The 23,900-nt window shown below is 55.9% G+C and carries 19 protein-coding genes; 8 read left to right on the top strand and 11 right to left on the bottom strand.

What is annotated here, in order from left to right:
* Position 1 precedes the first annotated feature (1 nt).
* From trbG to trbB, 9 genes are read right to left on the bottom strand one after another with little or no spacing between them, the layout of a single operon-like run.
* Entirely contained in the window at positions 2 to 814 is an 813-nt protein-coding gene (trbG, locus tag OCK01_RS21515) for a P-type conjugative transfer protein TrbG (RefSeq protein ID WP_113731229.1), read from the bottom strand.
* A 17-nt stretch (positions 815 to 831) separates the two neighbouring features.
* Positions 832 to 1,494, bottom strand: coding sequence for a conjugal transfer protein TrbF (locus OCK01_RS21520; protein ID WP_113731228.1), 663 nt, complete (start codon positions 1,492 to 1,494; stop codon positions 832 to 834).
* A gap of 23 nt (positions 1,495 to 1,517) precedes the next feature.
* Positions 1,518 to 2,696: a P-type conjugative transfer protein TrbL gene (gene trbL, locus OCK01_RS21525; protein WP_263825739.1), complete on the bottom strand. Its 1,179-nt coding sequence runs from the start codon at positions 2,694 to 2,696 to the stop codon at positions 1,518 to 1,520.
* Entirely contained in the window at positions 2,690 to 2,893 is a 204-nt protein-coding gene (trbK, locus tag OCK01_RS21530) for an entry exclusion protein TrbK (RefSeq protein ID WP_113731244.1), read from the bottom strand. Before trbK ends, trbL begins: the two co-directional genes overlap by 7 nt.
* Positions 2,890 to 3,699 carry a P-type conjugative transfer protein TrbJ gene (gene trbJ / locus OCK01_RS21535; RefSeq protein ID WP_263825740.1) on the bottom strand — a complete coding sequence of 270 codons (810 nt, stop codon included), beginning with the start codon at positions 3,697 to 3,699 and terminating at the stop codon, positions 2,890 to 2,892. Before trbJ ends, trbK begins: the two co-directional genes overlap by 4 nt.
* Complete coding sequence (locus tag OCK01_RS21540; RefSeq protein ID WP_263825741.1) at positions 3,696 to 6,131, bottom strand: conjugal transfer protein TrbE; 2,436 nt, start codon at positions 6,129 to 6,131, stop codon at positions 3,696 to 3,698. Before OCK01_RS21540 ends, trbJ begins: the two co-directional genes overlap by 4 nt.
* Positions 6,132 to 6,141: 10 nt before the next feature.
* Positions 6,142 to 6,441, bottom strand: coding sequence for a conjugal transfer protein TrbD (locus OCK01_RS21545; RefSeq protein WP_263825742.1), 300 nt, complete (start codon positions 6,439 to 6,441; stop codon positions 6,142 to 6,144).
* Positions 6,434 to 6,811, bottom strand: a complete 378-nt coding sequence (locus OCK01_RS21550) for a TrbC/VirB2 family protein (protein WP_113731223.1) — start codon at positions 6,809 to 6,811, stop codon at positions 6,434 to 6,436. The genes OCK01_RS21545 and OCK01_RS21550 overlap by 8 nt, the downstream gene beginning before the upstream one ends.
* Positions 6,801 to 7,766, bottom strand: a complete 966-nt coding sequence (trbB, locus tag OCK01_RS21555) for a P-type conjugative transfer ATPase TrbB (RefSeq protein WP_263825743.1) — start codon at positions 7,764 to 7,766, stop codon at positions 6,801 to 6,803. The genes OCK01_RS21550 and trbB overlap by 11 nt, the downstream gene beginning before the upstream one ends.
* Positions 7,767 to 8,207: 441 nt before the next feature.
* On the opposite strand from trbB, the gene repA reads away from it, so the two are divergent.
* The 4 genes from repA to OCK01_RS21575 all read left to right on the top strand — a co-directional run bounded on the left by repA (position 8,208) and on the right by OCK01_RS21575 (position 16,092).
* Positions 8,208 to 9,395 (top strand): plasmid partitioning protein RepA, encoded by a 1,188-nt coding sequence (repA, locus tag OCK01_RS21560; protein WP_263825744.1) that lies wholly within the window; start codon positions 8,208 to 8,210, stop codon positions 9,393 to 9,395.
* A gap of 74 nt (positions 9,396 to 9,469) precedes the next feature.
* Positions 9,470 to 10,456 (top strand): plasmid partitioning protein RepB, encoded by a 987-nt coding sequence (gene repB / locus OCK01_RS21565; protein WP_263825745.1) that lies wholly within the window; start codon positions 9,470 to 9,472, stop codon positions 10,454 to 10,456.
* 154 nt (positions 10,457 to 10,610) lie between these two features.
* Positions 10,611 to 11,825, top strand: a complete 1,215-nt coding sequence (gene repC, locus OCK01_RS21570) for a plasmid replication protein RepC (protein WP_263825746.1) — start codon at positions 10,611 to 10,613, stop codon at positions 11,823 to 11,825.
* Positions 11,826 to 12,387: 562 nt separating this feature from the next.
* Positions 12,388 to 16,092: a hypothetical protein gene (locus OCK01_RS21575; RefSeq protein ID WP_263825747.1), complete on the top strand. Its 3,705-nt coding sequence runs from the start codon at positions 12,388 to 12,390 to the stop codon at positions 16,090 to 16,092.
* A gap of 136 nt (positions 16,093 to 16,228) precedes the next feature.
* On the opposite strand, the gene OCK01_RS21580 is transcribed toward OCK01_RS21575, so the two are convergent.
* Both OCK01_RS21580 and OCK01_RS21585 read right to left on the bottom strand, forming a co-directional pair.
* The gene (locus OCK01_RS21580; RefSeq protein WP_263825748.1) at positions 16,229 to 17,338 is read right to left on the bottom strand and encodes a protein kinase; all 1,110 of its coding nucleotides are present in this window, start codon (positions 17,336 to 17,338) and stop codon (positions 16,229 to 16,231) included.
* Positions 17,339 to 17,512: 174 nt separating this feature from the next.
* Positions 17,513 to 18,661 carry a site-specific integrase gene (locus OCK01_RS21585; RefSeq protein WP_263825822.1) on the bottom strand — a complete coding sequence of 383 codons (1,149 nt, stop codon included), beginning with the start codon at positions 18,659 to 18,661 and terminating at the stop codon, positions 17,513 to 17,515.
* A gap of 176 nt (positions 18,662 to 18,837) precedes the next feature.
* Between OCK01_RS21585 and OCK01_RS21590 the strand changes: the two genes are divergently transcribed.
* From OCK01_RS21590 to OCK01_RS21605, 4 genes are all read left to right on the top strand, one after another.
* Positions 18,838 to 19,977, top strand: coding sequence for an RHE_PE00001 family protein (locus tag OCK01_RS21590; RefSeq protein ID WP_263825749.1), 1,140 nt, complete (start codon positions 18,838 to 18,840; stop codon positions 19,975 to 19,977).
* Between the two features lie 114 nt (positions 19,978 to 20,091).
* Positions 20,092 to 21,348 (top strand): DUF4297 domain-containing protein, encoded by a 1,257-nt coding sequence (locus OCK01_RS21595; protein WP_263825750.1) that lies wholly within the window; start codon positions 20,092 to 20,094, stop codon positions 21,346 to 21,348.
* A 2-nt stretch (positions 21,349 to 21,350) separates the two neighbouring features.
* Positions 21,351 to 21,917: a hypothetical protein gene (locus OCK01_RS21600; protein ID WP_234839712.1), complete on the top strand. Its 567-nt coding sequence runs from the start codon at positions 21,351 to 21,353 to the stop codon at positions 21,915 to 21,917.
* Positions 21,907 to 23,832, top strand: coding sequence for an AAA family ATPase (locus tag OCK01_RS21605; RefSeq protein WP_263825751.1), 1,926 nt, complete (start codon positions 21,907 to 21,909; stop codon positions 23,830 to 23,832). The genes OCK01_RS21600 and OCK01_RS21605 overlap by 11 nt, the downstream gene beginning before the upstream one ends.
* The last annotated feature ends 68 nt before the right edge of the window (positions 23,833 to 23,900 follow it).

Genomic DNA, 23,900 nt, shown 5'->3' on the forward strand with positions numbered 1-23,900 from the left:
CTCACCCTCCCCTTCTGAGGGTGACTTTTTGCTGGTGCCAGCCCACGCCCGAAATGAGGATCGCCTTGTCGATCGCGTAGTCGACGATCATCATGTCGTTCTTCATTCGGTAATTAACGATCCGATTTTGTCCGCCCGAGACAACGTAGAGAACCGGCGCATCCTGACCCGCAATCGACCGCGCAAACTGGATGTAGGTTTTTTGACCATCCGAATAGACGCGCTTCGGCTTCCACGATGCACCGCCGTTGATCGAATAGGAGAAATTCAGCTTGTCGGGCGCTGAGCCAGGGATGCCGCCCGTCTCGAGCCTAGCGTTGATGTCGGCAAGCTTGGTGGAAACGTCTTCGGGATATTCGAAGCCAACTCTTGCCATATACTGCGTCGGATGGGATTTGAGCTGGATGTGGTAGGTGCGCCGGGACGTTGTTACCACCATCGATGTCACCAGTCCCGGTTCCGATGGCTTGACGACGAGATGGATCGCCTGACCGTTGGCGGCGCCTGATGTCGCCGGCTCAACCTTCCACCGAACGGTGTCACCGACCAAAACGTCCCTTACAATCTCACCACCTTGAAGTTCGATGTCGCATACCTGCAGGGGCGAACACACGACGGACGGCTGGGTCTCTCCATAGAGAAAAATCACCTTCCCATCCGCTCCCCGTGTGACAAGGCCGGTCGACCCTCTCCAACTACCCGACAGGCCCGTTCCCTTCGCTTCCTTATAGGTCATGCCTTGCGAATCCGCAGCAGCAGCATACGGTGTTACGGCCAGCCAGGCGGTGGCCGCCAGAAATCCAATCCTCATCATGAAATTTTCCCCTGCTCCTAGAGCTGCGCGGTCCAGTCGAAATCGCGGATGTAGAGCCCGATCGGGTTTAGCCGAATTATGGCCTCGTCCTGCGGTGCAGTGAGCGCGACCGTGGCGATCCCGCGAAAGCGCCGTGTTCCTGTCTCTTTGCCCTTCCGGTCCCGCTCATATTCGGTCCAGTCGATCTGATAGGTCTGGTTTGACAAGGCGACGATGTTGTTCACTTCGATCGCAACCGTGGCCGATTTCGCACGTTCGAAGGGCGAGTTGCCCCTGAACCACGAATTGATTTTTTCGGTGGATGGGTCCGAGGTCCTAAGCAAGGCGTAGGTGCGATCGATGTATTGCTTCTGGACAACGGCGTCCGGGGTGATGCTACGGAACGAGGTGACAAAATTGCCGAGCGTCGCGCGAACAACCCGGGCATCGGCATATTCGATCTGCTGCGGGAATCCGGCGTTCACCGCATTTCCAAGCTTGTCGACTTCGATCACGTACGGAACGAGCTTCACCTGCGAACTGAGATAGAGCGCGTAACCGAAACCGATCACCGCCATCGTCAGTCCGAGGATGCCGACCGCGCGCCATGCCGCAGCGGCTTTGACATAGGACCCATAGCGTTCCGACCACTCCTGGCGGGCGGCAAGATACGGGTTATCTGGGGCACGGTCTGCGGCCATCAATCAATCCAATCTTTTGAAAATCATTTGTCATTTCGTTCAAGTGCAGGCGGTGGGCTGGCATGCCCGGACCGGCTCTCCTGCAGCTTTGCGTTGGCGAGCCCCAAGAGTGAGCCGGCATAGGCGCCTGGCGATCCGATCGCCTTTTCCTTCGCTGCGGATCCCGCGGCCATCGCGCCGGAACTGAAGCTCGCGCCCATTCCCTTCAGCACGGAGCCTGCAGCAGAGGAACCGCCTGCTCGGGCGGCCTGCGCGGCTGCAAAGCCAGCGCCGATAGCACCCGCCCCGAGAAACGCGCCGCCAGCCGCAAACGACGCGGCCTGCCCGCCGTGGCGGACGGTTTCCATTCCACCAGACACTGACGCGCCCTGAACCACGCCCTGCATGATGTTCGGCACGTACATCGCGATGATGAAGACCACGACGGAAATGCCTGCGATGGCAAGGGTGGTGATGAACTGATCACTGGTCGCAGTCGGCGCTTGGGCCAAGCCCAGCAGGACGTTCGAGCCAATCTTGGCGATCATGACCAGCGCCATAAGCTTCATTCCTACGCCGAATGCATAGACCAGATACCGGACAGCGAAGTCCTTGGTGAAAGAAGATCCGCCAAGGCCAAGCATGATCATGCCGGCAAGCAGGCCGACATACATCTCGACCATCACCGAGACGAAGATGGCAGCGACGAGCGAAAAGCAGATCACGACGATACCCATCGCCAGGACTGCAGCAATTGCCAGCGCGTTATCTTCAAAGACCCCAAATTTTGCCTGCTCGGACATTTGGGAAGCGACGCGGATGCCGGCGTCGAACACCTCGGCCGGCGAGGCTGATCCGCCGCCAGCACCGATCTGGAACAGGCTATCGACAACCGCCTTTGCGAAGGTTGGGCCCTGCGTCAGCACAAAGGCGAAGAAGCCGATGAACATGATACGGCGGACCAGCTCGGCAAACCAGCTATCCAAAGATGCGGCCTGGATCGCAAGCCAAACGGCAGCTATTCCCACCTCGATCCCAGCGAGGATCCAGAACAGGGATCTCGCCGCGTCCATGACTGTGGTTTCCCACCCCTTGGCCGCCGCTGAGACCTGATTTTCGAGTTCGGTCAACACCTGCCCTTGCTGAGCAAAGGCCGGGACTGCCGTGATGAGGCAGACAACTCCAATGATCACAAAGCTGAGTCTAACCGCCGGGGTCACCATCTTGGCCGCATCTCCTGGCCCTTCTCGATCGGAGCAGGTTCCTTTGGGACGCCAAAGAACTTTTCCCGGGCCGCTCGCTGTTCTTCACTCATTTGCGGTGCAGCCGCACTTTCGTCACGGATCACAACGACGGCCGCAACGGTGGCAATGCCGGCTATCGCGGCACAAATGGAAATGATTATTACCGAACGGTTCACCAACGCGGCTCCATTTTCTGGCCGGTCGGAACGGACTGGACATTCGAATTGAAGAATTTCTCGCGGCGGGCCTGCGCGAGGTCTTTGTCGGTCTGCTCGCTTTGTAGCCAGGTTCCCATCATCGTGGTCTGCTGGGAAACGATGCCGCGCAGCTTCTGCATTTGCGCCACCTGTTGGGCAGCGATCTGGTGACCAACCTGCAGCGCCTTCATCTGGCCATCCGCCGACTGAGACATGGATCGCAACTGGCCCATTGTTTCCTCTTCCGTGTCGAAATGCTCCGCGGTCAGGCTTGCGGCTTTTAGTGTGCTGGAAATCGTATTCCTGTTCGTGTCTGACCAGGTTTGATAGGTGGACGAAAAGCTGTCGGCGTTCGGGAGACCGGTCTTGAGATCGGCGTAACTCTTGAAGCGCTGCTTCAGGAGGTCGTCGGCATTGGCCATCGAAAATGCGATGCCCTGACCCTGCTTGACTGTGTTCTGGAGCTGGCTGAGATCTCCCTCGACCTGACCCCAGATGTGATTGGGGAGCTGTGCCGTATTCTGCAGCATGTTCTGATAGATGTTCAGCTGGTTCTGGATTTGCTCGGCGAGCTGCGTGATCTGCGTAATCTGATTGTTAATCTGCTCCGTCGATTGTCCGACCAGTGAGATAAGTTCGCCGTTGTTAAGCATCTGGGTCATTTCGGTTGCGCCCGTGACCGCGCCGCTTGCGAACGACGGGCTAGGTGATATGGCGAGGCCGGCGGCAACGGCGGAAGCAAGTAACGCCCTGTGGATAGCCAGAATTCTGCTTGTTTTACTCATAGTGGTTGCATTCCCCTTTCAATGAGCCACTGGCTCGGCCAGTCCTTCCCATGGGTCGACAAGAGCGCCCTGATACGGGCTAGGTCGGCTTTGCCCGAGGCGCCGACAAAAGAAAGCGTGACTGGGCCGAGCGACATGTCGAAAAGCCGTCGGCCATCCGGAGACGTTACGTAGTATTCACGTTTCGGAATGGCATTTGCGACGATCTCGATCTGTCGCTCGTTGAAACCAATCCTCTCGTAGAACTCGCGCGTGCCAGTTTCTCTCGCAGCTCCGTTGGGAAGGCAGATTTTTGTCGGGCAGGATTCCTTTAGCACGTCGACGATGCCGGATCGCTCCGCGTCGGAAATCGATTGCGTCGCCAGGACAACCGCGCAGTTGGCCTTTCGCAGCACCTTCAGCCACTCCCGGATCTTGTCCCGGAATACCGGATGTCCGAGCATCAACCAGGCTTCATCGAGGACGATCAGGCTCGGCGAGCCATCGAGTCGCTTTTCGATCCGTCGGAAGAGATAGGTAAGCACTGGTACAAGATTACGTTCGCCCATGTTCATGAGGTGCTCGATTTCGAACGTCTGGAAGGCGCGAAGCGTCAACCCGTCCTGCTCGGCATCGAGGAGATGGCCCATAGGGCCATCGACCGTATAGTGGTGCAGCGCATCCTTGATCTCGCGCATCTGAACACCGGAAACAAAGTCGGATAGCGACCGTGCATTAGAGAGCGCCATGAGCATGATCTGACGCGAGATAGCGTTGCGATGATCGGGGGTGATGTTGACACCTTGAAGTGCGACAAGCGTTCCGATCCATTCCGACGCCCAGGCGCGATCTTCGTCACTCGCAAGATCTTCAAGCGGGCAAAAAGCGAGCTGTGACCCCTCGCCGTCCCGATCGGATCCAATCTCGTAGTGGTTGCCGCCGGACGCAAGGGTGAGCGGTTCGAGTGACCGACCCTTATCGAAGGCGAAAATCTGCGCGTGCTCATAGCGACGGAACTGGGCGGCGATCAGCGCGAGAAGAGTGGACTTGCCCGAGCCGGTTGGGCCGAAAATCAAGGTATGGCCGACGTCGTCGACGTGTAGGTTAAGACGGAAGGGGGTGGAGCCGCTGGCAACCTGCATCAACGGTGGAGAGTTTTCCGGATAGAACGGGCAAGGGGCAAATGGAGAGCCAGACCAGACCGAGTTTAATGGCACAAGGTCGGAGAGATTGTTCGTGTTGATCAGCGGTTCGCGGATATTGCAATACCAGTTGCCGGGCAGGCTGCCGAGATAGGCGTCCGTGGCGTTGAGGGTTTCGATGCGCGCACCGAAACCCTCAGCCTGGATCAGGCGGCGAACTGCTTCCGCTTTTTCCTGCAGCGCTTCTCGATCAACATCGAACAGAATAATCACCGGCGTGTAATAACCATAAGCTACGAGCTGCGATGAAGCCTGGGCGATCGCATCTTCGGTTTCGCCAACCATGGTCATGGCATCCTGATCGACGGACCGGGACTGCGTCTGGAAAAGCTGGTCGAAGAAGGGTCTGACCTTTTGCTGCCATTTCTTGCGGGTGCGCTCCAGTTTCTGCCTTGCCTCCTCAGCATCGAGAAAAATGAAGCGAGACGACCAGCGATAGGTGAGCGGCATGAGGTCAAGGCTGTTGAGTATCCCTGGCCAGCTTTCCGCCGGAAGGCCATCGATGGCGACGACGCCGAGGAACCGGTTTTCCACGCGTGGCGTAAGACCGTGCTCAAGCTCCGCCGTCGCGACCCAGTCGATATACATCGGGATATCGGGGAGCCGGACGGGGTGGTTCTCACCGGTGATGCAGAAACGGATAAATTGAAGAAGCTCGTCGTAACGCGCCCTCCTCGCCCCTCCCCTCTCCAAAGTTTCGTTGGTTTGCATGCGGCGAATCGACAACGTGTTCGCCAAATACTGCTCGATCTCTCGGATCGAGTTCTTGAACAGGAAGAGAGCCGTGTCAGCATAAGATCGCTTCCGGCTCTCTTCATCGGAATAAATGTACTTGCTAAGGCTCGTGCGCTTTGACTCGAGCGGACGGTAGGTCAGGATGATCGCATGCTTGCTCTCAAAATGCCCCTTCTCACGTGCGAAATGCGCCCGGCGCTCCGCCTCGATTGCCTTGCTTACGGGGTCGGGGAAAAAAGACCTGTCCTCAGCTGGATAGTCTACCGTCGGGACGCGAACCGCTTCTACCTGGATGATCCAGCCCGAGCCGAGACGCGATAGGATGGCGTTAATTTGCCGTGAGAGTTCGTTGCGCTCCTGATCTGTGGCGCTTTCAGAGTCGGGACCCGCGAAGTACCAGCCAGCCATCAGGCTGCCGTCCTTTAATAGCATCACGCCGTTATCGACCATTCCTGCGTAAGGAACGAGATCAGCAAAGGAGGGTCCAGTCGAGCGAAAACGTTTGAGGGCAACCATGTTCGCTTCCTCAGTACCGGCGCCAGGGCGCAGACGTTGATTTGTAATAGGGCCTATAGGAGATGTGGCGGACGTAGACGCGCCGCATCAGCGGGTCGGATTTCGCCATCAGTCGAAGCAGACCAACGATGAAGATCCAAACCGCGACCCCGAATAGTGCCGAATAGACCGTGAGGACGACAAAGATCAAAATGACGGCAGCAAGACCGGTGATTAAAACGAGTTCGCGGTCCGCCCCAAGCAGGAGATTCGGTCGCGACAATGCCCGGTGGATACGGTTACGTTGCAGACCTGAATAGCCGTCAGGCATCCCTCCCCTCCCCTGCAGCCATCGGAGCAGCCAACTGCTCTTCAAGTGGAGTTCCGATCGAAGCGCCCGTCGCACCGAACAAGCCTACGATCGTCGTTGCCCCTAGCAGGATCCCGGCTACCAGCACGACGTACATCAGCCTGCGGGCAAAATCGTTTAATTCGCCACCGAAGATAAGCATACCACCGGCAATCGCCACGGCCGCGAGCGCGATGTAGCCAGCGACCGGTCCAGTGATCGACTGCTGGATCTGTTCGAGCGGACCTTCCCAGGGAAGACTTCCACCCGAGCTCGCAAGCGCTGGTGATGCCAGGAAAACCGCCGCGATCGTCAATCCAGCGAAGGTTCCCGCGTTCCGATTAAGCTGCATTTCTTGGTTCCTCTCCGTGGGATTCTGTCTGATATTGGCCACATGCAAATTTAGTGACATGCAGGATGTCGCTCACCCGGCGTCCGCGGGCTGTTCGTTCGATGGAGATCACGAGGTCGACCGCATCGCCGATCACGCCCTGCATCGGCTGCTGGCTCGCCTCCGCTGTCAGTTGCTCAAGGCGCTGGAGCGCCGACCGGGCGGTATTCGAATGGATCGTGCAAAGGCCGCCAGGATGGCCTGTGTTCCATGCTTTCAGCAAGGTGAGCGCAGCACCATCACGCACCTCACCGACGATGATCCGGTCCGGTCGAAGGCGCATGGTACTTTTCAGGAGGCGCGCCATGTCGATTTCGTCGCTCGTATGCAGGGCAACTGAATTTGCGGCTGAACATTGGATCTCCGCCGTATCTTCCAGAATGACCAAACGGTCTTCCGGTGCGTGCTCGACGATTTCCGCGATGATCGCATTGGCGAGCGTGGTTTTGCCTGACCCGGTCCCACCGGATACGACGATGTTCAGTCGAGATTTCACTGCGGTTCGAATGATTTCGGCCTGCTTGGCCGTCATCACCTTCTTTGTCACATAGGCATCGAGCGGTATGAGCTGGGATGCGCGCCGCCGGATCGTAAACGACGGCGCGGAAACGACGGGCGGCAATAGCCCTTCGAAGCGGTGTCCACCGATCGGCAACTCTCCCGACACGATCGGGTGCGCGTCATCGACTTCCGAATCAAGAACGTGGGCCACGCTGCCGATAACAATCTCCGCAGAGCCGGGCCGCATATCGCCTGCCGGCGTGATGCCATGACCGAGCCGCTCGATAAACAGCTTGCCGTCGGGGTTCAGCATGATCTCGACGACACTCGGATCGTCGAGCGCTATGCAGATCTGATCTCCCAATGCTTCCTGCAGTTTCCGAATCAACCGAGGTAGGGACCGGTGCTGCGTCATTGGTGCCCTCCCCTCCCGACTGACAGGTGCTTTAGCCGTTCCGTTTCCTCGCTTTCTCGTCTGCCTTGCACAGCCATCGATAGTGCTCCTCTGCTGGATACAGGGAGATTTGCGATGTTCGGACTCAGGCTGCTACTATCAAAAGTGGTAGCGACCGATTCTCAGGATTAACCCGCGTTCACCCGACCTGATCGCCGATCGGTGACAAAATCTGACTATCAAAACTGGTAGTCTCCACAGGGGCGGCAGAGCTGGCGTTGTCGCTAAGTCGCTAATCTTGTTGAGAAATGCTCATGTCTCGGGAATTTCCGTTAGAACCCCCCCGAAGCGAGTTAAGGGTTTGTTTACCCTATTTTCCTTGCCATGATCTGGGAATCGGGTGATTGTCACGATAATTGGACAAAATCCTTACGATTATCGTGACTGAAGGCGATTAGCTAAATGAACGTGAAAATGGCTGCGTTGGAGAAAGTGACGAGTTTCGCGGATACTATCCTCGCACAGGGCGGGGATATTTCCTCGAAGCTTGACATGCTAAGGCAGGAGAAATTCCCGCCGAATGCTCAAAAGACCCTCCGCCAATTTTCGCTGGCGGAAGTCGCCGATTTTGTCGGGGTCTCGCAGAGTTATTTAAAGAAGCTCCACCTACAGGGAAAAGGCGTAGAGCCGACTACCACGTCGACCGGCCGTCGCTATTACACCGCCGCCCAAGTCAACGAGCTTCGCCAACATCTCGATCGTGTTCCACATCGCCAGGCCCATGAAAAGCTGCAGGTCATCGCGGTCGTGAACTTCAAGGGCGGCTCGGGAAAGACCACGACATCTGCTCACCTTGCGCAGTTCCTCGCCCTGAAGGGCTATCGCGTGCTTGCGGTTGATCTCGACCCCCAAGCCTCCCTCACTGCGCTCTACGGCATCCAGCCGGAACTGGATGAGAAGAAGTCTTTCTACGAAGCATTGCGTTACGACGATCAGCGCAAGTCAATTAAAGACGTCATCCAGCCCACGAACTTTCCAAATCTGGATGTGGTGCCAGCCAACCTCGAACTGCAAGAATACGAGTATGACACTCCGATTGCTATGCAGCGCAAGGATTCGACTGCCGGCAAACTTTTCTACACTCGCATCGGTGATGCTTTGGCCGAGGTCGATGACCAATATGACGTCGTCGTGGTCGATTGCCCTCCCCAGCTCGGTTATCTGACGCTGACGGCACTGACGGCAGCAACATCGGTCCTTATCACCGTGCATCCCCAGATGCTCGACATCATGTCGATGTCCCAGTTCCTGTTGATGCTTGGTGAGATCCTCAAGAGTGTCGAGAGCGTGGGTGTCGACGTGTCGCTCGACTGGTTCCGCTATCTTGTGACTCGCTACGAGCCTACCGATATCCCGCAACAGCAGATGGTCGGCTTCATGCAGTCGATGTTTGCGCAGCAGATGATGAAAAACCATATGGTCAAGTCGACTGCTGTATCGGACGCAGGTTTGACGAAGCAGAGCCTGTATGAGGTCGAGCGCTCGCAGTTCACAGCGTCCACATACGACCGTGCGCGGGAATCGATGGATGCCGTGAACAACGAAGTCATAGAACTCCTGCAGAAGGCATGGGGGAGACGCCATGCTTAGTAAATTGTCAGCGGTACAAACTGTGATTTCTTGGAGCGGAAACAGCGGTTTGATCAAAACTGAGGCTTTATCCAATGGCACGTAAAGATGTTTTCGCAAACATAACGTCGCCGGCAAATTCGGGCACCGAACGGCGCGCAACGCCTGGCTACGCGACGCATGGGGCGTCACGATCGATGATTAGCTCGTTGAGCGAACTGCGCGAGAAAGTCGCGCAGGCCGAACAGCAGATTACTGGCGAGACGATCATCGATCTCGATCCTGAACTCTTGGATTCTTCCTTCGTCTCCGATCGGATTGGAGCAGACGACCTTGCGTATGGCGAGCTTGTCGAGGGTATCCGGGAGCGCGGACAGGACACACCGATAATGGTGCGCCCTCACCCGACAGCCGATGGCCGCTATCAGATCGTCTTTGGACATCGCCGAGCGCGCGCCGCAAAGGAGCTCGGGCGCCCAGTCCGCGCTGTCGTCAAACAGTTGTCCGATGCGGATCATATCATTGCTCAGGGGCAGGAAAACTCAGCCCGTGAAAACCTCTCCTTTATCGAGCGCGCAATGTTCGCACAAAGGCTACTGGAACTTTCACACGAAAAACCCGTAATTCAGGTAGCGCTTTCCGTTGATGCGCCGATGTTGACGCGAATGCTGTCGGTAGCGAGTCGCGTTCCAGCGGACATCGCAAATGCGATTGGTGCAGCAAAGTCTGTCGGCCGCAATCGCTGGACCGAATTCGCTCAATTGATCGAGAAGCCGTCGACGCTCGAACTTGCACGAACGTTCATTGGTGATGAGGCATTTTCGTCGCTGGAATCTGATGCCCGGTTCGAGAGACTTTTGGCCGAGATCAAAAATGCCTCGAAACCCGCAAAACGTCCCACCAAGGCTAGCGAGTGGCAAGCTGAGGACTCAAGCGTGCGTGCGGAATTCAAAGGAGGCGGGAAGAGCTACTCTATCGCCCTCAAAGCGAACGACGCCGGCAGGTTTGGGCGGTTCATTGCCGATAACCTGGACCGCTTGCATCAAGAGTTCCTGACATCAACCAGAGCAGAGGAAAAGTAGCGGCAAAAGAAAAAGGCCCCCAAACGTCGCCGTCGTGGAAGCCTTCCTCATGTCTAAGCAGCCTGAGAATCGCATTTCCATGAATCGCAGTCAAGAGTATTTGGCGCCAGTTTGGTGAGCGGATTTCCTTTGCCTTTCGAAAGGTGAGAGGAAAATGCAGACAGGAAATGTGACGACGCCGTTCGGGCGGCGGCCAATGACGCTTGCCTTGGTGAAAGGTCAACTCGCAACGGCAAATATCAAGGCAGGGAAGACCGTTGATAAGTGGAAGGTCTATCGTAGCGCCTGCGAGGCGAGAGCTCTGCTCGGCCTGCGCGATCGCGCGCTCGCTGTCCTTAACGCGCTGCTGAGCTTCTATCCAGAACAAGAACTCAGCGAAGACCGCAATCTTGTCGTGTTTCCGTCGAACGCGCAGCTATCCATTCGCTCCAACGGAATCGCAGGAACAACCCTACGGGAGAACCTGGCGCTCCTGGTGGATGCGGGGCTGATTCATCGTAACGATAGTCCAAATGGCAAACGCTACGCCCGTAAGGGGAGCGATGGTGAGATCGAAACAGCGTACGGCTTCAGCCTAGCGCCGCTCCTCGCACGCGCTGAGGAGCTTGCGCTAATGGCGCATCAGGTCGCGGAGGAGAGCCGCCAACTTCGCATTACGAAGGAGCGCATCACGATCGCGCGGCGCAACGTACGCAAGCTCATTACGGCTGCTGTAGAGGAGGGTGCACCAGGGAACTGGCAGGCAGTTGAAAGTGCCCTTGTAGGGGCGATCGCGCGCATAAAACTCGCCAAAACAGTGGAGGCCTTCGAAGCTTGCCTCGATGAACTCAACCTCCTCAACGAAGAAGCCGTGAACCTACTGGAAATTCAGCTAAATCCTCAAAATTCCGACACCAATGATAGCGAAATCCGTCGGCACATACAGAATTCAAATACCGAATCCTTAAATGAACTTGAACCTCGCTCCGAAAAAGAGCAGGGCGAAACGACAGTGCCTAAGCCGAACCGTGGTACCGAACCGATAAAGGCTTTCCCGTTGGGAATGGTGTTAAGAGCGTGCCCGCAGATTTCTGACTACGCGGTTGGAGGGACAATCTCCCATTGGCGTGAGCTGATGGCCGCGGCGGTGGTCGTCCGAACCATGCTCGGCGTCAGTCCGTCAGCCTACCAGGACGCTTGCGAGACCATGGGGCCGGAAAATGCCGCCGTGGCCATGGCGTGTGTCCTCGAGCGAGCACAGCACATCACCTCGGCGGGCGGATACTTGCGAGACTTGACCAGGCGAAGTGAGAAAGGCGAGTTCTCGCTTGGCCCTATGCTGATGGCTCTGCTCAGGGCACACGACCCGCAGAGACAACAATCGGCTTGAAGAGTTCTCTCGTCCCGGCCATATGAATCCATGGCGTCTGATCGTTAACCGGCACAAAATTGTCAGCGGTACAGATGGCATTTTTCTGTAATGGAAACATGATGATGTGTCGTTTGGCATTTAACTGTAAGCTGCGGCCGTGCCGACAGCTCATAGCACTAAAAATGAAATTCGCCGGTTCGGTTCTCAGCCCTTGAGGCTCTTGCCTTCATAGCCGGGAGGGTCGAAGCGCGGGAAGCGCTACGGGGTACGAAAACTCCGTAGCGAAAGCTGCACGACTATCGCGTTCATGCCTGCCGCTGCCAAAGCTGGAAAGCAAATCGAAACAGCCGGGGCCGAACTGCTGACGAGACCAGCGGATCGCCGAACGAGATCTCGACAAGCCCTATGAAACACGACGTCGCAGCTCTGTTGCGGCGCTCCGTGAGCCTTGGCAGAAGACAAATCTTTAGCCCTGTGCCTGCGGCGACCATCTATGGTAGTCGTAGAAGTAGAGTGCTCGTTAACTTACGGGACGGCGATAAATATTGGTTTTTTTGCATAGGCGTAAGCGAGACTCTCATTGAATATTGAAAAGCAGCATAACCAATCAGGCAACCTCGACAGCTTTGGTAATCTGATTGCACGGCAGAACAAACTGTGCGCACGGCTGGCGAAGTTCGATGGCCTCCACCTCGTACAGACACTTTCGGGGCTGTTGACACGCCAGGAAAACCACATCGCTACGCACCGCATCGAGGCGTTGATACATCTTGCCGTGGCCCTCTGCAGAGGGACACAAATCCCAACAAACGCGCAGATCCGGGAGTGGATCAATGACGACCTACTTCGAGATCCGCTCGGACGCGGGGAGGACCCTGTCGGCGACGTTTTCGCGACCGTCGTTCCGGCTTGGGGGGGGAGCGTGGTACTGCTCGAAGGAGCCTGGGCTGACAACGGCAACTATGTGCAAAACCTCCTGGCTGCGCTGCTCCGGTTACGCGGTGAGCCATGGGCCGATGCAGCGTTTCACCACGCGATGGCCATCTTACAGATCGCACGCGAAATTTCGGAGCGCACCGGGGTCGAGCGCTATGGACTGTGCACGTCTCTCCCAAGATCTCGGATTACTGTATCGCCCGGTGCGATCGAGGCAACGCGGTCAGCCGTCCGCTTCAGCTTCAACGACCTCATTAGGTTTCATGTGCTCGCGAGGGACCTTGCTCCCTTTGTCCTGCCGGACGATTATCGCGATGCGATCAAGTTCGGTTCGCTCGGGCAATCCGTACTGGAGCGATTTCCATTGCTGAGGCAGGGAAACGATTGGCTCGTCGCCTTGCCGACTGCGATCGGTGCAGCTGCACGCCTCTTCGTTCTCGAAGCCGCTCATTCGGAAGGCGCTTTGCCGCACCTTGAGGAGGCGCTGAGCTTCGTTGAGTTTCAGGACATCCGCGCTTTTTTCATTAAGAATCTGGGCTTCAGCGATAACACGACAGAGGAGCGATTGGATGAGCGCTCGAGATTGATCAGAGCGAGGTTCGGTGAGGGGTGTTACGCTCTTATTGTTCACGTTGCGGCTGACCTGACCGAAGCCCTGCAGACCGGACTGTCAGGGATTTCTGAGCTCAACGATGGCGTAATGGATGCGATTGCCAAGGTCGAAGCCGATACTGCAACCCAACCGGATTTCCGCCATGGGCTGACCGTCTTTCTCCACGGTGGCGTCGGTAAAGGGTCTTCCCGATCTTCGGCGGTTCACCCTGAGAACTGGCACCGCGTCGATCTCGATCTGGGTGACGCTTTGAGACTGAGTTGGGATGATGATTTTACGGCCAAGCGCCTTTGGAAAATCCTTGAGCAGCAAGCGCAGCTGCGTTTGCGCGGCTGGCTGGTTCAGAACTTCAACGGTTTTCTCAATCTCTACGGATATCTGCAGGAACGAAATTTCGAGCCCGTGCCGACAGCGTTGGCGCAGTCGGGTATGGCTGTGCTCGATGGTGGTTACGCTTCTCTCGCGCGCCACCGGATAAGAACCGCGAGCGATTACCATCTCGCCCTGGCCCCTGACGGCAGCTCGTTGATTGAGGTACAAAGGCGTTCGACGTCGTCGTATTTCAAGGAGATCAGCCGGCTTCCGATCTTCGTTTCCCCCATGTTTATCTTGAATGACAAACTCCGCGTTGTGGTCGAAACGGATCAGCGACCATGGTGGATTGATCAGGAACTCGGCACGTCCGCCATCCGAGCTATCACCATCAAAATATGGGACGCGGCGCAACGTTGGCTGGTGCGTCTGGCGCCCCTTTTGGAGCACGAGCTGAACTCACTTCCCGCGGGCCCCATTGCCATCGAGTTAGCTTTTTCAGATCTTACAGACCTGTCACAGTTGGCCGCGGTTACCATTGATCATATTGCTCGACCGAGTGTTACAGTCGACGATGGTGTGATCAAGATCGATTCGAGAGTTGCCGCTCTTTGCGGCTACATTCACGAGACGAACGTCGCCGAGCGATATCTCATCGCGGCGATGGCAATAGGTGTCAGCGAGTTGGCTGGAGCTCCTCGCTCAAACGACTGGGCTGATGACCTTGCAATGGGGATCGCGGGGAACTCAGACGCTCGTTTCGTGCATGCCATCCCTGCTGAAGACCCAGCGCAGATGATTCAGGCCAGCTTGTTCCTTCCAAAACCGGTTTATCAGTTGGATGAAGATCGGTCGTGGTCTGATCTCGGACTGGCAACGCTGGCGGGTGCAACCCAACCCGGGATCGTCAAAGAAGGGCAGGTGGGCTCGCTGCTCCAGGGTGCGGTGTTGCAGCTTTGGGAGAGAATCCGGGTGCGGCTGGAGATTATCGATCGGCGCTATTTGGTCATGAAAGCTCTCGTTAACCATGAGGCTATCGACCGCGACCGGGCTGAGTGGGCTCAAACGGCAGCAGCGCTCCTTGCCCTCCACCAGGATCATGCAGATGTTTTGGCCACACATAACGAGCAAGAAGGGAAGCGAGCTTCGGCTGGGGTGGCAAGCCGTGCGCTGGCCGAAATGGCGTTGTGTACCTGTCCGATAGAGGGGGGTATTCCTTGCACCGAGATAGAATTCGACCGTTTGCTTGCAGATGTCTGTGCGATGATTGACTGCGCGACCCAGTGCGACGCCTACCATTATGGGCTTGCGACCGGGCCGCTTGAGGTCACGCCGAGTGGATGTTTCCTTTTTCATACGGGGTTCTACGAGGAGCTGCACAGGCCCTACACTCATGCCCATGGTGATCGCGCTTTCCGTGACGCTGCTGCGGACTATGCTAGCCCTTTCGAGAAGCCTGAAGCGGACGCTCAGCAATCGGCACCACCGGTGCTCGATCCCGACCTTTTGGCGGGGGTGCGTGCTGAGTTCGGAATGGGACTCGAGGAGCTTGTTGAGCTTTCACATCGTGTGGCGGAAGTGGCGCTCAAAGACCAAGAGATTCTCGTTTGCATGAACCGTACCCAATTTCGGGAACTGCTGGCAGATCTAGGCACTGATGTCGATGTAGATCGGGCCTACGCATCTCTGACTCTAAGGCCGAGGCCCCAGTGGAACGAACAAAGGCCAGAGGGCGCTCGGGCGAGAGATTGGCAGCCTTGGAGAATGAACAGGAAGCTGTCGCTGACGCGACGCCCGATCATACAGCTGGGTGAAGGAGAAGAACCTGAAATCATCATTTCCGCGGTTCTCCTGTCGAGAGTTGTTCGACGGTACTTCGAGATCATTGATGGCAAATTGGGGTCGGAGTTGTTCGATACCAAAGAAATCGGAAAATGGATCGGGAAGGTCGTGGACGAACGCGGTCATGCTTTCAATCATTCCGTCGCAGGCCGGCTGAAAGAACTTGGGTTAAATGCGTTGCCTGATCAACTGATGACACAGTTCCAGGGAAAGAAGGAGCTCGGAGATGTCGATGTTCTCGCTTGGGATGGCGACGGACGTGTCTGGATCATAGAGTGCAAACGCCTACTGCTCGACCGCACGGTCGGGGAAGTTGGAGAACGTCTTGCCGACTACACAACCACCGGACTGAGAAACAACAAGCGAACGCCAATTCAAAAACATCTGGACCGAGTTAGTTTCTTGAAAGGCAATCTTGCGGGCTTATCAAAATTGACCGGCATCGACCCGACCAAAATCCAACTCCGCTCAGCGCTTGTCACCAGCGGAATTGTGCCAATGCAGTTCGCGAAAGCGATGTCCTCACTCGTCGATATCGTAACGGACTACCGAGAAATGAGTGGTGCAGGCTTCAAGAGCTGACGCAGCCCCCATACTTCTTACGAGGGCTCTTCAGTCGAATCGACGCGGCCATTTTCAATTCTTTGCGCAGGGGTACCCTAGCTTAAAGGTTGGCTTCTGACATTCTATTTGGGAACAAGCTTAGAGCACCAGCACATCAGAGATCGTTTGGAGACTGAAAAACCCAGTGTGGGGAACGAAGTCCCGGACTCAATTCAGTAAGCCTCGCGACGCTTTGATGAATTTCAAGTGTCGACTTATTCAACCTATCCGCCTCTTCTTCGGCCGAAGCGCCGTCACAGTGCCCCAACATCTGAGACACTGCTTGGCTCATCAAATCTTTTGCTTCGTGGGTGGTGAAAAGCGACACTAGGTCATCGCTAATGGTCTGGTAATTGAAGAATGGGCACCAACCGAGCAGCTGCGGAAATCCGTGTTCAAAACTGTGATAGTCGTCCTTCGTCATGGTGGGCACGTTCGACAGCTCAAGAACATATTCAACAAAACAATCCAGAACACGCAGCAGTGTTGGCGGGTCGAGCACAAGATTCAAATTCATTGTTCGACCGAGAGGAAAGTCTGGAAAGAGCTTCTGTGCTGATTCCTTTATTATGTCTGCCTCACGTTTAATAGTACTGTGCCTATCCGCGCGGAAGAGGCTTGTTCCAAGATCTAGTATTCGAATCGAAAGCAGCCGATGCTTGCTATGAATATGGTGGTCGACGAAGCGGTTCGAGATGCCCAATTCATCATCTACAACAATGACATTACCGAGATGTGGGTCACCATGAAGCAGATTTTGAGAATACAGGTGTTTCAACCCTGATGAGTAGAGGAACCAGAATTTGCAACGCTGCCTGAGATTGTCTTGGAAAACGCGCAGGTGAAGGAAAAAATCGACGTCGTCCAGGCGACGAAAATCTCTCTCTCGCAACCATGCTTTCAGTGACGGCCCAGTCAACAACTCCATAGTGGAATAAGGGGCGGCCTCGGAGACATCCATCTGGTAGACGGTGACATAAAGGGGGTGAACGATAGAGGCCAATTTGCGAACCTCCCCGATAGCTCCCTCTCGTACCTTGTCGCCCACCTTATACCAAACCTTCACGGCGACCTTTCTTTCAAGCGCCGTCTCGGTACCCTCGAATACAGTGCCGTGTGCCCCAGAATCGATGATCCTATCGATTGTCAGCCCACGTAGCGCGATCGGTCGACCGTCGATAATCGCTTCGCCGTTTCTGATTTCCACACTTGGTCTGTTTTTCAATGCCTTTGCCCCCACATCTGAAGCCTGCTATCGATAGGCTTTTCTACCCGCGTCCGGATCTGAGAGCCTGTTAACTCCGATCTAGGCTTGTGACCTGTGGACGTTTAGGCCGCAAGCGTAGATGCGGATATTGTATCTAGTTGAAGGGCTGACGATGCCGTATTGCATTCTAAGCTAGAGTAAACGCGCGGCTTGCCCCTTGCGTCGCGTCGTATCATTGTAATAGCTGGAAGCCTGTTGAACTGAGCGATGGCGCGACTGCTCCATCGCTTCGGGAAGAGGGATGCCGCGGTTAGCAGCCTCAGTCAAATATCCTGACCTTAGACCGTGCGCCGAAAACTCCCCGGGCTCCATCCCGGCCATTTCCACCCGCTGTTTAATGATGGCATTAACCGACTGCGGATCAATCGCCCGCCGCGACACCGTGCCCCACCTCCCGATCGCCCGAAACACGCTGCCGTTCTCGATCTTGGCGGCAACCATCCAGGCAGTCAGCGCCTCCACTGGCCGACCGGTGAGATAGACGACGTCGTCCTGCTCGCCGGTCGTGGTCTTGGTGCGGCCGAGATGGATGGCGAGAGAGGGGAGGGGAGGCCCGTCCGGCACCTCGATCGGAGCTTCCACGGTCAGTTGTTCCAGGCGAAGGCCTGCGATCTCGCTGCGCCGGCGGCCGCCGGAGGCAAAGGCGACCATCAGGATCGCCCGGTCACGCAGATCGCGCAAACTATCGCTCGCGCAGGTCGCCAGCAGCTTTGCCAGCACGTCTGATGTGACCGCCTTGGCGCTCTTGCGAAGACGTTGTCTTGGCGCGGCTCGGATCGCCAGCCGAATGGCGGATTTGAGGGCAGGGGAGGCGAAGGCACCGTCAAAACCGCGCCACTTGGTCAGCGTCGACCAGTTGGCCAGGCGCCGGCGCACCGTGGCTGGCGCGTGCGGACCGACGGATTTGAGAAACCCCTGGCGCCGAAGGTCTTCGTCGACGGTGGCCGGCATGCCATGATCTGGATCAACGGCGCGCTTTTCCGGATCCCACAGATGCTGCGCGACAAATTTTAAAAGCAGCGCCTCGGGCGCCGGCCAGGGCAGGGATTTGCCGGTGGCGGCCATGCCCCAGGCTTCCAGATAGGTCAGATCGGAGGTCAGTGCGCGCAAGGTGTTGTCGCCCATGCCCTGGTTGACGAGATGGCGCAGTGTTTCGACGTCGTGGTCGGTGAGCAACTCGGCGAGTTCGTCGCGGCGGTCGATCGGCAGCACGGCGGCGATGGTGTCGAGTTCTTCGGCACGTCGCTCGACGGCGGTCATTGATTCTTTTGCTTTGGCCACAGGCATCCCAAAAGGCCTCCAGGGCCGTCCTTTGAGACGATTCTCCGTGATTTGCACGCCGAAATCAATCTACCATCGATAAGGGTTACTTATCGAGGGTTAGCAGACCAACCAGCATTCATACCATGTGAGGAACCGCAATATTTATATAGAGTTCCTTTAGTAAATCATTTACCATGATTTCAATGGCTTATGATCTCGCTAAAATCGACATGAGTGACTTGATACGGCCGGCTTTCGACGCCGGCATCGCGCTCACCCGTCTCGACGAGCGCATCGCCCGTTCGCCGGTGGGTCAGGGATGGATCGAGCGCACCCAGTTCACCGATGCCTGCGCTTCGCTGTGGATCGACGGCGAACTCGTCCATCTCGAAGACCTTGTCCTCCATGACGCCACGCGGGATATTCGAACACCGACGCATGAACTGACCATCGCCCGCGACGTTTTGAGGACCCGCCGGCGCATCGCTGCTCAGTCTCCCGACTGGGCGCTTTCGGCCGAGGGCGTTCGGACGCTGCGGAAAACCGCGGAGATCACACCGGTCGGCGCCGACGAGGGAGAGGTGGCGGGCGGCATTCGCCGCGCTTCCGTGAATGATCTAAAAGGGGAGGGGAAGGACATCGACGAAGCCGAAGGGCTTCCCGGCGTCGACTATGCCGCCATCGATGCGGTGCTCGCCCGATCGGAGGCCGCGATCGAGAACGCAACTCGGCCCGGCCGGAGTGGCGCCGCGGATAGAGACGCACTGGTCTATGATCTCGACTGGGACGAGGATGCCAGGCTCGACGAGTGGCGCGGCGTGTTGCGGCAGGCTGAAAATCTGCCGGCGGTGCTGCAGGCGATCGTCGCCCTCGATGCCTGGAACGAGCTGGCCGTTCTGCAGCATGCGCCCTGGCTCGGCCGGTTATTTGCCGCCTCGATACTTCGGCAAGCCGGGATCACCACCGGCGCGCACCTGGCCGCCATCAATCTGGGCCTCAAAACCATTCCGGTCGACCGGCGCCGGCATCGTGATCGGGAGACCCGGGTGCTTGCAATTGCTCACGGATTCTTGGCGGCCGCCGAGATCGGCTTGAAAGAGCATGACCGGCTGACTCTGGCGAAAACGATGATGGACCGAAAACTGGAGGGACGGCGGACGTCGTCAAAACTGCCGGAGCTGGTTGAGCTGGTGATGGCAAAGCCATTGGTGTCGGCCGGCATGGTCGCAAAGACGCTCGAGGTGACGCCGCAGGCGGCGCGGCGGATTGTTTTGGAACTGGGACTGAGGGAGATGACCGGGAGGGGGAGGTTTCGGGCGTGGGGCGTGCTGTGACGTCGCCGTTGAATTTTATCTAAACGTCTGATGCGGGAAGTTCATTGAGCGCGATTGACAATACGAAAGAACAATTCGAAGTTGTTCTGGAACAATGCATAGCCGGGTCCTATTTTGCAGACTGCCTGCCCATCTGTACTGCTAGATCTCGAAGATCCGGGTGATGATGTCATCGCGCGGTTTAGGTACCAATTCAGCCACGTCGCTATCCAAGCACTCAAAATGGTCGTTGAGCCACAATGGGCTAAAGCGATCATCTGCGAGAATTTCGAAGATTTTATCATCGAGCGTCACGCGGGCACCTTTTCGGCAATTCAAGTAAAATCGCGCGAGCGACACTTGTCACCATTTAAGCTGAATGAACTAGCAGTCGAAAAGGCTATTGTTCGCTTCGTCCGGCTTGATCTCCGCTTCCCAGGTATCTTCGACGAGTTTGTATTCGTCACAAACCATGAGATGTGGATCGAAAAGGAGAACGATTCCAATCTTGTTTGGCTGTTAGATGAAATTGAGCGCCAACCCTCTATAAAAAGGCTAAAAGTCACCAATCCGAAGAGGATCGCCATTGACCGCTTGTGTAAAGCGTCCGGCGCCGATGCAGATAGTGTGATCGCCACATTATCGCGAACGCGATGCAACCCGCAGAAGCAAGATATCAAAACAATCGATCGAGCAGTCGAGCATGCTATCGTCGAGTGCGACCAATGTTCAGGCCTCCAGCATAGAACCGTTCTGAAACTCGTCGACGACCTTATCGCCGCAGCATTTCATGCCTCTTCGAAAGGTAGAAATACCTTTGTACCTTCGCTTTATGCGGCTGACGTCGACTACGCCAGCGTCTTCGAGAAAGCCGCATTGCAAGGAAAGACGCTCGGACGCGAGATGGTGCAGGCAATTATCGCCGATCGATTGGAGCCGGTTGACGAACCCTTGGCCATAACCGATCTCCTTGTGCATTCAGATCTGCCAGTGGGGCTTTCCCGCATGGTACAGAAGATGGCCGCGGGCGGCGTCCAGCTCGCTAGAATAAATCACGTGCAGGACCTGGTTCGAAGTTTCGAAGCGCTGAAGGTGCGGTGGGCCACCCGATATGGTGGCGACAAAGCGAAAGAGATGGTCAATGACCTGTTGGCCAGGACGCTCACCGAGTGCGTTGAGGCACACGTGGAGGCTGAAGCTGCCGCGTCGGGCATGAGTTATGGTTCTTCACAGTTTTCACTGATGAAGGCGAAGTTGGAAGCTCGGTATGCTCGTGAGCAGGCGACTCTTTACGGATGTAAGCCCGATCATCTGATCGGAGCAGCAGGTCTTCTGACTGAATACTGTAAAGTGTGGTGGTCGGCACCATTTGAACTATTGGCGGAGGCATGACGATGGATCTGATCGACATCGTCTCGTCGCTTGAGCAGAATGAGGAGCTTCATCTCGCGCGGCTCTTGGTGCTTTTGAATGCCTTTATGAAAAAAGACGCCAGCGCGGTCGAGGGAATAACTAAACTTGCAAAGCTGGACTTCTTATTGAGATACCCATCGTATTTCGAAGCCGCGCTTGAGAAGAGAGGTGTGCAGAGGGCAAAGCTCCAAGTTGCAGATTTTGAACGAAAATCTATAGAAGCTACTATGGTCCGATACAGATTTGGCCCGTGGGATCACCGATACCGGCGTTTCCTCAACAATCTTGCGGCGCGCGGATTCGTTAGCTTCAAGGTTGAGGGGCGTAAGATATCGATCGACCTAACAGATTCAGGCGTAGCTATTGCCGAGACATTGTCCAAGCAGGCGGAGTTCGAACAGTTGGTGTTTCGATCTTCCATGCTTGCCAGGCATCTCGACCTGTCAGCAACCAAGCTGATGAATTTCATCTACGATACTTTTCCAGAGCTAAACTCTATGCAGCTGAATGACGAAATCGATGCAACGGGGCTCATCGGTGAAAATTAGCATTGTTTATCTCAAACTGCTTTGCCGAGGCTCTGAAGAATTAATCACCTTCGGACCGAAGATCTCATTTTTCCACGGCCGGATGTCGAGCGGAAAGTCGACGATCGTTGAAATGATAAATTTCTGCCTCGGAGGAAGGCTTGTAAAGACGCCGGCCGTTTCATCCGAGGTGCTAAAAGCGCAGCTGACCGTCCGTTTGGGCGATACTGAGGTTCTCATAGAACGTGCGATTTCGGCGTCAAACGTGGAAGTAAGCTGGGAGCAAGATGGACACGTTTTTCGCGAAGTATTGCCTCTCCAAGCGGGAGAAAGGGCGATAATCGGTGACGACGTCTTCAACCTTAGCGACTTCCTGCTGGTGCGTATGGGAAGCGCGCCGATGAAGGTGCGAAAACGGAAGGCGGATGAAGACTCAGAACTGCACAGACTTAGTTTTAGAGACTTCTATAGGTTCTGCTACCTTGACCAGCCCCATCTTGATTCAAGCTTGTTCGCCTTAGAGCAGCCGATCAAGGCTGAAAAGTCGAAGGATGTTCTGAAATTCGTTCTCGGCTTTCAGAGCGATGTGCTCACGCAGTTACAGCAGGAGCTTCAGGAAAAAAGACAGGAGCAGCGCTCTCTGCGAGAGGCCGCGAAACAGATCCGCGAATTCCTCAACACCTACGGCTTCGCTTCGGAGGCGTCTATCGACGGCCAAGTTGACGAGATCAACGGCTTGACCGAAAAGCTCGAAATTGAGCGAGCAGCTCAGGAGGCACCAACGGAATTCGTCGAGGATAGCCTGCGCAGCGAGGCAGTTCGCCTGGCAGAGGCTTACCAACTTAAAGCCGCAGCGATAGAAGACATTCGTCTGCGCCAGGAAGAACAGGAGGCACTTCGTTCCGAACTGATTACCTTGAAGATGAAAGCGGCCAGAGCAGCGAGTGCTTCGAAACTCTTGCAAGGAGCTACCTTCAAAGCATGCCCGTGTTGCGGAACGTCAGTTACGACCAAGATTCCCCCTGGTCACTGCTATCTGTGCAAGGCTGAGACCGATTCTGACGACGAAGGGGACATGCCATCTTCCGCCGTCGAACAGGATTTGTCAGACCGTATCGATGACTTGGACATATCGTTACGAAGGTTATCGAATTCGCTGAGAAATCAATCGCGGTCACTTTCTGAGATCCAGGCGAAGCGTGCCGAAATATCTCACTCTATCGATTCCGCACGACAAAGTGTGGAATCGCAATACCTGCAGCGGGCGCGTCGGATCGAAAGCGAACTGGGTAAGTTAAACGAACGAAGAAGATTTCTCATGCACGTCAGGGCGATGCCAGCGGACATTGAGGCGAGAATGGCGAGTGCAGACAAACTTTCAGCCGATATCGCAAAAATTATGCGCAATATCAGTGAGGAAGAAGAGAAATTCGAAAAGGGTCGTATCCATGTCAAGGCTCTAGAAGAGAACTTCAAATCCATATTGCGAGCCATCAAGTTTCCGGAGATCGGCGATACTGACGGTATTCACATCAACACGCGAACTTGGCTTCCCTACATTTATCCAGAGGGGAATTTTGATGCCGCTTGGACTTTTTACGATGTAGGTAGCGGCGGCAAGGCGGTGCTTTTCAAGATTTCGTACGCGCTTGCTATTCACAAGACGGCTGCGGAACAAGGACTTCCCATACCTCAGCTACTAATCGTGGATTCAACGATGAAAAACATTACGCCTGATATCAATCCGTTGGTTTTCAAGAATTTTTACAAGGAATTGTATCGGTTGCTGAACGCTGAATTGATTGATTGGCAGTGCATAATCGTAGACCAGACATTTAGTCCCTTCGAAGGCTTTAAGACCGGCACGTTTGAACGGAAGATGGTCGTAGATGATCCCGAGCATCCACCGCTGATCAGTTATTATCGAGGGCACTGATCCACAGGTAGCCGTGTTTGTAGGCCCTGGCCTCCAGCCACTTCTCCTGAAGGAGCTCTCCTTTCTGG

Source organism: Rhizobium sp. TRM95796, assembly GCF_025779995.1.
Classification (GTDB): domain Bacteria; phylum Pseudomonadota; class Alphaproteobacteria; order Rhizobiales; family Rhizobiaceae; genus Rhizobium_E.

Coding starts and splice junctions, on each gene's coding strand:
- OCK01_RS21540 (WP_263825741.1), bottom strand. CDS start 6,131: ATGGTTGCCCTCAAACGTTTTCGCTCGACTGGACCCTCCTTTGCTGAT.
- trbL (WP_263825739.1), bottom strand. CDS start 2,696: ATGGTGACCCCGGCGGTTAGACTCAGCTTTGTGATCATTGGAGTTGTC.
- OCK01_RS21590 (WP_263825749.1), top strand. CDS start 18,838: ATGATTTCAATGGCTTATGATCTCGCTAAAATCGACATGAGTGACTTG.
- OCK01_RS21520 (WP_113731228.1), bottom strand. CDS start 1,494: ATGGCCGCAGACCGTGCCCCAGATAACCCGTATCTTGCCGCCCGCCAG.
- repC (WP_263825746.1), top strand. CDS start 10,611: ATGCAGACAGGAAATGTGACGACGCCGTTCGGGCGGCGGCCAATGACG.
- OCK01_RS21600 (WP_234839712.1), top strand. CDS start 21,351: ATGGATCTGATCGACATCGTCTCGTCGCTTGAGCAGAATGAGGAGCTT.
- trbG (WP_113731229.1), bottom strand. CDS start 814: ATGATGAGGATTGGATTTCTGGCGGCCACCGCCTGGCTGGCCGTAACA.
- repA (WP_263825744.1), top strand. CDS start 8,208: ATGAACGTGAAAATGGCTGCGTTGGAGAAAGTGACGAGTTTCGCGGAT.
- OCK01_RS21550 (WP_113731223.1), bottom strand. CDS start 6,811: ATGCAGCTTAATCGGAACGCGGGAACCTTCGCTGGATTGACGATCGCG.
- trbJ (WP_263825740.1), bottom strand. CDS start 3,699: ATGAGTAAAACAAGCAGAATTCTGGCTATCCACAGGGCGTTACTTGCT.
- OCK01_RS21545 (WP_263825742.1), bottom strand. CDS start 6,441: ATGCCTGACGGCTATTCAGGTCTGCAACGTAACCGTATCCACCGGGCA.
- repB (WP_263825745.1), top strand. CDS start 9,470: ATGGCACGTAAAGATGTTTTCGCAAACATAACGTCGCCGGCAAATTCG.
- trbB (WP_263825743.1), bottom strand. CDS start 7,766: ATGACGCAGCACCGGTCCCTACCTCGGTTGATTCGGAAACTGCAGGAA.